The following is an 8,270-nucleotide window of genomic DNA, read 5'->3' on the forward strand; positions in this document are numbered from 1 at the left end:
GGCGACCCAGCCGCGGCCCTTCTTGTCCATCACCTTGCCGGCGGGATAGAAGACGAGCATGTCGATGCCGCCGGCCAGGCCGTAGATGAGCGAGGTCACAGCGGCGTCGAGGCCGATGTGGTCGGCCCAGAGCGGGATCACCGCCTGTCGCGAGGCGCGCACGGCGCTGATCAGCAGCACGCCGATGCCGAGGGTGACGAACAGCCGTCGGTGGTCCGCGCCGATGGAGCGCAGCGAAGGCGCCACGCGCAGCGCAGGCACGTCGGCGCCTTGCTTCGCAGGCGGCGGCTCGGGCAGGTCGCGCATGCGCGCGGCGACGACGGCGGCGAGGACGAAGGCGCCGGCGGCGGCCCAGTAGGCGCCGCCGATGCCCATGACGTGGATCAGGGCCGCGGCCAGGAACGGGCCGACGAAGAGGCCGATCCGCATCACGCCGCCGAGCGTCGACAGGGCGCGCGCACGGTAGTGGAACGGAACGACTTCGGTGAGGTAGCTCTGCCGCGCCAGCCCGAACACCGAGCTGGCCATGCCGACCATGAAGATTCCCGTCGCGAAGACCCAGATGTTGTCGGCGAGCACGCACAGCGCGACGGCCATGGCGGCCCAGATCGCCGCGCCGACGATCGCCCAGCGTTCGCCATAGCGCGTGGTAATGATCGACGCCGGAATGTTCGTGACCAGCGAGCCGATGCCGATGAGCGTGACGACCAGCGCCGCCAGCGCCACCGAGCCGCCGAGGTGGCGCACGGTCAGGGCGATGACCGGAAGGATCGCGCCTTCGCCGAGCCCGAACAGGAACGAGGGGCCGTAGACGGGGAGCGCGATCGAACGCAGGCTGAAGGTATCGCTGGCCACTCGGATGCAGCGTCGCCGGTGTCGGGCGGAAGGGCAAGCTTAGCGGGGGCCCGGCTTTTGCCCGCCCGGGTCACGGCCGGGTCCCCGGGCCCGCTATGCTCGCGCGCCTCGGCAGAACGCCGGCCCCACCCGCAACGAGAATCACACCGACATGGCCACGAACACGACCGTCAGCCGCCGCTCCACGGAAGCGCAGAAGCCGGGCGGCGACGCCGGCCGCCTGGTCCTGCGCCTGGCGGTGGGCATCCTGATCCTGCTGCACGGGATCGCCAAGCTGTCCGGCCCGCTCGACCCCATCGCCGGGATGCTGACGAACGTCGGCCTGCCGGCGATCCTGGCCTACGGCGTCTACATCGGCGAGATCCTGGCGCCCCTCCTCCTGATCGTCGGCGTCTGGTCGCGCGCTGCGGCCATCGTGGTGGCGGTCAACATGGTCTTCGCCGTGCTGCTCGCGCACGGTCCGGAGCTGTTCTCGCTCGGCGGCCAGGGCGGCTACGCGCTCGAGCTGCAGGCCATGTACCTGTTCGCCGCCATCGCCATCGCGCTGCTCGGCGCCGGCCGCTTCAGCATAGGCGGACGCTACGGGCCGCTGAACTAGCTCGAGGAGAAGCCCGTGCGAATCGCCACCTTCGCGGCACAGGGACGCCGCCACGTCGGCATCGTCGCCGACGACGGCCAGTCGATCTCGGCTCTGCCGCTCGCCGACGCCGACGCGGCGCGCGGCGCCCTGGCGCTGATCGAACGCCATGCGGCCGGAGGTGCCGCCCTGTCGGCGGCGGCCGAGCGCTTCGCCATCGCCGACGTCCGCCTCGAGGCGCCGCTGCCGCTGCCGCGACGCAACCTCTGGTGCGTGGGCCGCAACTACCACGCCCACGCGAAGGAGCTGTCGGCCTCGGTGTTCAAGGCGAGCTCGGCCGACACGCAGACCTGGCCCATCGTCTTCACCAAGGTGCCCGAATGCGTCGTCGGCCCGCACGACGAGGTGCGGCTGCCCGGCGCGGGCATCTCGACGCAGATCGACTACGAGGCCGAGCTCACCGTCGTCATCGGCAAGGGCGGCCGCAACATCGCGCGGGAACGTGCCCTCGAGCATGTGTTCGGCTACACGATCGTCAACGACGTGACCGCGCGCGACGTGCAGATGCGGCACCAGCAGTGGGACCTCGGCAAGTCGTTCGACACCTTCTGCCCGATGGGCCCCTGGATCGCCACCGCCGACAGCTTCGACGGCACCGACACGCGCGTTCGCTGCTGGGTCAACGGCGAGCTGCGCCAGGATGCGCGCACGACCGACCTCATCTTCGACATTCCCACCCTCATCGAGACCTGCTCGCGCGGCATCACGCTGCTGCCCGGCGACCTGATTGCCACCGGCACGCCGGCCGGCGTCGGCATGGGCATGACGCCGCCGCGCTGGCTGCGGGCCGGCGACGTGGTCCGGATCGAGATCGACGGGCTCGGCGCGATCGAGAACCGCTTCGTCTGACGAGACTTCGGGCCATGAACAAACGAACGACAACGGAGACAAGGACCATGACTCGACGCGTACTGCTGGCCGCTGCGGCCCTTCTCGTGGCAGGCGGCAGCGCGCTCGCGCCGGCGGCCGATGCGCAGTCGGCATATCCCGACAAGCCGATCACGATGATCGTGCCGTTCCCGCCCGGCGGCGTCGCCGACACCGTGGCCAGGCCCGTGGCCGAGGCACTGTCGCGCGAGCTGAAGCAGACGGTGGTGGTCGAGAACCGGGCCGGCGCCGGCGGCGCTCTCGGCATGGGCGTCGCGTCTCGGGCCGCGCCGGACGGCTACACGGTCCTGCTCAGCCTGTCGTCGATCTCGATCCTGCCCGAGGCCGACAAGATCCTGGGCCGGAAGCCCGCGTTCCAGCTCGACCAGTTCAAGCCGATCGCCCGCTTCACGGCCGACCCGACCGTGTTCGTCGTCCGTGCCGACGCGCCCTGGAAAAGCTTCGCCGACTTCCTTGCCGACGCCAGGCGCCATCCGGGCAAGTTCAACTACGGCAGCTCGGGCAACTACGGGACGATGCACGTGCCCATGGAAATGCTGAAGGCGAACGCCGGCTTTCGCATGACGCACATCCCGTACACGGGCGCCGGGCCGGCGGTGATCGCGCTTCTCGCCGGGCAGGTGGATGCGCTGGCGAGCGGGCCGTCGACGATCGTGCAGCAGATCCAGGCCGGCAAGCTGCGCGCGCTGGCGCACTGGGGCGAGCAGCCGCTGTCGGCGCTGCCCGACGTGCCGAGCCTGAAGCAGCTGGGCCATCCGGTCCGCTTCGCCCAGTGGTCGGCGCTGTTCGTGCCGGCCGGGACGCCAGAGGACGTGGTGATGAAATTGCGCGCCGCCGCCGGCAAGGCGGCTGCCGACCCGACGGTGCGCCAGGTCATCGCCAAGGCAGGGAGCCCCGTCGAGTACCTCGACGCGCCCGCGTTCCAGACCTACTGGAACGCGGATGCGGTGGAGATGACGAAGGCGGTGCGCACCGTCGGCAAGGTGGAGTGACGTCAAGCGCCAGGCTTGCAGTGGACGTACCCCGGCAGCCCCGTGTTCGAGGGGGAGGCGCCCGTCGGAAAAGCGGACCCGTTGTAGGACTGGGCTTACAGTCCTACAGCCTTTCACGCCGTGCCTTCCCGGCACCTGCTCGGATGGCTGTCACAAGGGAGTTCACCATGAAGAATTTGAAGAACAAGAATTTCGCGGGCGAGCCGGGCTCGCGCGCGGCCAGCCGGTACGCGTTCGAACGCGGATTGCGGGGCGCTGCCGGGGCGGCCCTGCTGGGTCTGGCGATGCTCGGTGCGTCGACCTTTGCGCTTGCGGGGGTGCCCGGTCTCAACGTCAGCGTGACATCGCTGGCCCCCGTCGATCCTGCGACGCAGACCCGGCCGATTTCATACAGTGCCGGCGGCCTCACCTATCAGACGGCCTACACCGTACGAATGACGGCCAGCAGCCCGGTGAACACCGTCTACTTCTATGCGTTGTCGAAGGTCGAGAACGGCTTGAGCGCGCCGTTCGGCGTCGTCGGCGGCCTGCGGCCTGGCGACTCGTGTCTGCCCGTCGCCGCTGCGGGCGCAACCCAGCTCGAGTGCGCGATCGGCGCCATCCAGCCTGGGGCAACGATCTCCTTCACGTTGCTGGTACCCAGCCCAGTCCCCCCTGGCGACGGCGCGAGCAGTGTCCTGTCGGTGTCTTGGGCGGTGCAGGCGGGACAGGGCCAGCCGAACCCTTCGAGCTTGGTTCATGAAGGCTCGCAGGACGTGACCCTGCGCGTGGGCAGCGCCGCAGACGGGGTCCAGAGCTACGTGCAGCCGGGCCAAGCGCTGGCCGTGGCCAGCGCCGGCTCGACGACCGGGGTCACGACACCCGAGGCAGTCACGGTCGGCGTCAAGCAGATCGCCTTGTTCACCTCGTGCTCGAGTCACTACGTCGAGTGTCTCGAGTCGACCGTCCGCATCGTCGACGAGACTGGAAGTCCGATCCCGTTCAACGCCGCGTCGCCGTTGTTGATCGATCTCGTGCGCGCCGCTTCGAGCTTGAAGAAGAATGCCAGGATCGAGAATGCGACCCTGTTCTACACGGAAGTCCGGCCCGACGGCTCGTCGGGCGCGACGCAGCAGATCCAGGAGTGCATCGACGGACCCGCCTGGCAAATCCCGTCCGGCCAGTCTCGCTGCGTCGTCCCTGCAGTCCGGAAAGCCACCACCCTGACCTTCAAGGATGCGGCCGGTAACTGGCACTTCCGCATCATCGCCCTGTCCAACGGGAAGATCGCCTGGTGAGCTTGCGGTCATCCGATCCGGAAAGGGGCCTTTGGCCCCTTTCCCTTTAGTGGATCGTCGCAAGGACCTGTCCCACCCGCGCGACCGACGATGTGTCGCCCTTGGCCGCGTACACGGCGAGTGCCTCGCCGAGGGCCTGCCGCGCCTCGTCGGGGCGATTCGCATGCAGCAGCACGGTCGCGAGGTCGCCGAGCGACGCGCCCCTCAACGCAGGGGTCTCCAGCTGGGCCGCCAGCTCGACCCCCTTTCGCGCCAGCGCCTCGGCCTCATCGAGTGAGCCCGCGCGGGCCAGGATCAGAGCCCGGACGCACCGGCATTCAGCCTGCGCGTCGATGTCGTCTCCTCCGGCCGTGCGCTCCGCGGTCTCGACCCATGTCAGGGCTTCGTCGCCGCGGCCCTGCGCCAGCAGCGCACGCGCCAGCGTGGCGGCCATGCTCGAGAGGAAGTAGGTCTCGCCGATGGCCTCCAGCATCTCGCAATCGGGGCGGATCTCCCGCTCGGCCCCCGCGGGATCGCCGGCGAGCAATTCGACGATAGCGACGTCGAGCGACGACGAGGCGGCGCGCACGGCCTGGCCCAGGTCGCGCAGCACCGCGCGTGCCGCCATGACGCTGGTGCGTGCCTTGCCGAAATCGCCGACCATGGCATGCAGCTGCGCGACCTTGCAGATGATGAGGTTCTGGACCTGGCGATCGGCGAAGTCGCCGTCGATGAGCGCTTCGCATTCCGCAATCGCCTGGGCCGCCGGCGTGGGGCCGTAGACGAGGTTAAAGGTCATGCCGAGCGCGCTGCGCGCCACCATGCGCTCGTCACCGGCCAGGCGGGCATGGTGGATCACCTTCGAGATGGTTTCGCCGGCCTTGGCCAGTTGCCCGGCCATCTGCTCGACCATGGCCACCAGGCGCCATGCCCGGGACAGCTCGCCGTGCGCCTCCTGCCGCTCGAGGAGGGGGATGAGATCGGTTGTCAGTTCCAGGGCGCCGTCGCTCCAGCTACCCGATTCGCCGCCGTGCATGCTCACCAGCATGCGGGTCAAGCGCGCCGATGCCTCGACCTTGCGGTCACGCGCGGCGCGCGCCGTCTCGAACGCTTCGTCCACCACCGTTCGCGCTTCCTTGAACTCGCCGAGCTCCAGCAGCACCTCGCCGAACTCGGGAAGCAGCGGCAGGCGCATCGGATCGCCCTTCTGCAGCAGGGTGACGGCGCGTCGCAGGAGGTTGCCGGCGGCATTCGCGTCGCCGCGCGCGAACGCGCGCCGCCCGGCGGATGCCAGGCGCCGCGCACCATCGACGCCGATCTCCCGCCCTTTCTGGTCGAGCGGCCCCAGTTCCGCCAGGTAGTTGTGCGCCTGCTCCAGGTGGTAGCCGAGGATCTCCTCGAACTCGAGCGCGCGCCCGCGCTCGGCGTTGACGGCATCGGCCCAGCGCACGAAGTCGGCGTGCAACGTGGCCCGCGCTCGCTTCAGGAGCCCGCCGTAGACGGTGTCCCGCACCAGGTGGTGGTGAAAGCGGTAGAGCCGGTCCGAATCGGTCGCGTCCACCGGATGGAGGAGTTGCTTGCGCATCAGCGTTGCCAGGTGCCCATCGATCGCCGGACGGACGGGCTCGGGCGCCAGGGAAACGACGGCCGGCCCGGCGAACTGCATGCCGATGACCGACGCCGGCTCGATGGCCGCTCGCTCCTCGCGGCGCAACTGCCCGAGTCGCCCTTCGATCAGCGCCTTGATCGTCGGCGGAATGGCTATCTCGCCGTAGCTCTCGGAGCGGATCCACCGACCGTCTTCCTGCCGCAGGGCGCCGCTGTCGACGAGCATCGACAGCATCTGCTCCACGTAGAGCGGATTGCCCTCGGCCGCCTGCACGATGCGCCCGACGACCTCGGCCGGCAGGCCGGCCGAGCCGAGCAGGTTCACCGCCACGGCCGCCGCAGCGGCGTCGGTCAGCGGGCGCAGGACCAGGCGCAGGGACGAGGCCCGCTCGCCCCACTCCGGCCGCTTTTCCAGCAGGTCGTGGCGAGAGGTGCACAGCAGCAGGATCGGCGCCCCTTCGGACGCGTCCAGCACATGGACCAGCAGGTCGAGAAAGGCCGACTCGGCCCAGTGGATGTCGTCCATCAGGGCCACCAGGGGACCCTGGGCCGTGAGCGACTCGAAGAGCTTGCGCGCGGCCCAGTAGATCTCGTGCAGGGGAAACGGCGTGGTGCTCAGGCCGACCGCGGCCGCGAGGCGGTCGGCGACGTCCGGGTCGCCGACGAGGGCGAGCAGCTTGACCCGCCCCTCCTCCGGGTTGTCGTCGAAACGGATCTCCGCAGCCTCGCCGACCATTTCGCGCAGCGGCCAGAACGTGATGCCGTCGCCGTACGCCAGGCAGCGACCGCGCAGGATGCGGGCATTCGCCCCGGCCCGCGCCATGACTTCCTGTGCCAGCCGCGTCTTGCCGAGGCCGGCGTCGCCGATGATCGTGATCATGCGGACCGCGCGCGTTTCGATGACTTCGCCGAGAGCCAGGTCGATGGCCGCCAACTCCTCGTCGCGCCCGACGATCGGCGAGTCGTGCCGTCGCACGTAGCCGTCGAGTCCGATGGCCGAGACGAGCCGGAAAGCCTTCACCCGCTCCGTCTTGCCCTTGAGTTCCAGAGGCTCCACGGCCTCGACCTCGACCGCGTCGCGAACGAGGCGATAGGTCGTTTCGCCCAGGTAGATCTCGTTCTCGGGCGCCGCCTGCTCCAGCCGCGCCGTCACATTGACCGCGTCGCCGGTGGCGAGCTTCTGGTCGGCGGTCGGGTCGTCGTTCGCGACCACCTCGCCCGTGTTGACGCCGGTACGGTTCGCCAGCGTCACGCCGTAGCGCTTCAGGAGGTCTTCGTTGACCCCCCGCAGGGCCGCCTGCATTCCGGCCGCGGCTCGAACCGCACGCAAGGCGTCGTCTTCATGCGGCAGCGGCAGGCCGAACACCGCCATGATCGCGTCGCCGATGTACTTCTCGATCTTGCCGCCATGCTTCGTGATCTCCGCCGCCATGGTCGTGAAGTAGCGCTCCTTCACCTCGTGCATCGCCTCGGGATCGAGGCGCTCGCCGAGGGCGGTGGAGCCCTTCAGATCGCAGAAGATCAGGGTGACGGTGCGCCGCACTTCGCGTACCGGAAGGGGCGGCGGCGCAGCCGCGAGAGGGGCGCCGCAGTAGCCGCACAAGCGGAACTTCGGAGGATTCTCCTCGTTGCACCTGGGGCAATTGATCATGTGGCCGAGTTTAGGAGAGGGCGGCTCGGGTCGTCGTTCTTCGACGCCCCTCTCGCCCCCGGGTCCTACAAGAAGCTGTCGTCGAGTCTTGCCCCGGGCGGCAGCCGGGGCGTCTACCCTCAGAACATCAGCTTTTAGCGGGCAGGGGTCATGGGCAAGCAGCTACTCAGGTTCGTGTGGGACCTACCGTCGTCCTTCGCGCTTCCGTCCCTCGCGGATTGCCGGAGTGTCCTGGCGATCGCGCACCCCGGACCGGTACCCCCGTTGCCACGGCGGCCGTCCAGGGTGCCCTTCGTCATTTGAACCGGCCAGGCGCCAGGCCCGACGTGGCCGCGAGCCGCGAGCTCGGCTGCGCCAGGTAGAACCACTCGTTGCCGACGTCG

General features: G+C 69.6%; 6 protein-coding genes. 4 read left to right on the top strand and 2 right to left on the bottom strand.

The window, feature by feature from the left end; all coding sequences use genetic code 11:
- Positions 1 to 855: MFS transporter (locus tag AC30N0_RS11330; protein WP_489518017.1), on the bottom strand; the 855-nt coding region annotated here is incomplete at its 3' end.
- 151 nt (positions 856 to 1,006) lie between these two features.
- Between AC30N0_RS11330 and AC30N0_RS11335 the strand changes: the two genes are divergently transcribed.
- The 4 genes from AC30N0_RS11335 (at position 1,007) to AC30N0_RS11350 (ending at position 4,649) form a co-directional block, all read left to right on the top strand.
- On the top strand, positions 1,007 to 1,453 hold the full coding sequence (locus tag AC30N0_RS11335; protein ID WP_489518018.1) for a DoxX family protein: 447 nt from the start codon (positions 1,007 to 1,009) through the stop codon (positions 1,451 to 1,453).
- Positions 1,454 to 1,468: 15 nt separating this feature from the next.
- Positions 1,469 to 2,341 carry a fumarylacetoacetate hydrolase family protein gene (locus AC30N0_RS11340; protein ID WP_489518019.1) on the top strand — a complete coding sequence of 291 codons (873 nt, stop codon included), beginning with the start codon at positions 1,469 to 1,471 and terminating at the stop codon, positions 2,339 to 2,341.
- A 47-nt stretch (positions 2,342 to 2,388) separates the two neighbouring features.
- Positions 2,389 to 3,372: a Bug family tripartite tricarboxylate transporter substrate binding protein gene (locus tag AC30N0_RS11345; protein WP_489518020.1), complete on the top strand. Its 984-nt coding sequence runs from the start codon at positions 2,389 to 2,391 to the stop codon at positions 3,370 to 3,372.
- Between the two features lie 167 nt (positions 3,373 to 3,539).
- Positions 3,540 to 4,649, top strand: coding sequence for a hypothetical protein (locus tag AC30N0_RS11350; protein WP_489518021.1), 1,110 nt, complete (start codon positions 3,540 to 3,542; stop codon positions 4,647 to 4,649).
- A gap of 46 nt (positions 4,650 to 4,695) precedes the next feature.
- Here the strand turns inward: AC30N0_RS11350 and AC30N0_RS11355 are convergent, their stop codons facing one another.
- Positions 4,696 to 7,779, bottom strand: a complete 3,084-nt coding sequence (locus AC30N0_RS11355) for an ATP-binding protein (protein WP_489518022.1) — start codon at positions 7,777 to 7,779, stop codon at positions 4,696 to 4,698.
- Positions 7,780 to 8,270 lie beyond the last annotated feature (491 nt).

Source organism: Rhizobacter sp., from assembly GCF_031412495.1.
Taxonomy (GTDB): Bacteria; Pseudomonadota; Gammaproteobacteria; order Burkholderiales; family Burkholderiaceae_C; genus Schlegelella_A.

Excerpts from the sequence above, each read along its gene's own strand:
- AC30N0_RS11335 (WP_489518018.1), top strand. The coding sequence starts at position 1,007 with ATGGCCACGAACACGACCGTCAGCCGCCGCTCCACGGAAGCGCAGAAG.
- AC30N0_RS11345 (WP_489518020.1), top strand. The coding sequence starts at position 2,389 with ATGACTCGACGCGTACTGCTGGCCGCTGCGGCCCTTCTCGTGGCAGGC.
- AC30N0_RS11350 (WP_489518021.1), top strand. The coding sequence starts at position 3,540 with ATGAAGAATTTGAAGAACAAGAATTTCGCGGGCGAGCCGGGCTCGCGC.